We start from the raw sequence: 570 nt of genomic DNA on the forward strand, positions 1-570 counted from the left end.
TTTTGCTTGATCCCTCCACCCCCTAAATTCCCCCAACCATAGCTGTTATGCTGCCCTGTACCTATGAGTCAGTTTCTATTTTGCTTGTTAGTTCAGTTTGCTCATTTAATTCCACATGTGAATGAAATCATATGGTATTTGTCTTTCAACACCTGGCCTATTTCACTCAGCATAATGCTTTCCAGTTCCATCCATGTTGTTGCAAAAGGTAGTAGCTCCTTCTTTCTCTCTGCTGCATAGAATTCCATTGTGTATATGTACCACAATTTTTTGATCCATTCATTTACTGATGGGCACTTAGGTTGCTTCCAGCTCTTGGCTATTGTAAATTGTGCTGCTATGAACATTGGGGTGCATAGGTTCTTTTGGATTGGTGTTTCAGGGTTCTTAGGATATAATCCCAGCAGTGGAATTGCTGGGTCAAAAGGCAGGTCGATTTTTATTTTCTGAGAAAATTCCATACTGTTTTCCATAATGGTTGTACCAGTCTGCAATCCCACCAACAGTGAACTAAGGTCCCCTTTTCCCCACAACCTCTCCTACATTTGTTGTTCGTTGCTTTGTTTATGA

General features: G+C 40.7%; 1 protein-coding gene. It reads right to left on the reverse strand.

Going from position 1 to position 570, the window contains the following annotated elements:
- Window positions 1-101: 101 nt before the first annotated feature.
- Window positions 102-461: a DUF1725 domain-containing protein gene (locus I6F66_RS21675; RefSeq protein ID WP_197209834.1), complete on the reverse strand. Its 360-nt coding sequence runs from the start codon at window positions 459-461 to the stop codon at window positions 102-104.
- Window positions 462-570: the final 109 nt, after the last annotated feature.

Origin of the sequence: Pseudoalteromonas sp. NZS100_1 (assembly GCF_015864285.1) — a bacterium.
GTDB classification, from domain to species: domain Bacteria; phylum Pseudomonadota; class Gammaproteobacteria; order Enterobacterales; family Alteromonadaceae; genus Pseudoalteromonas; species Pseudoalteromonas arctica.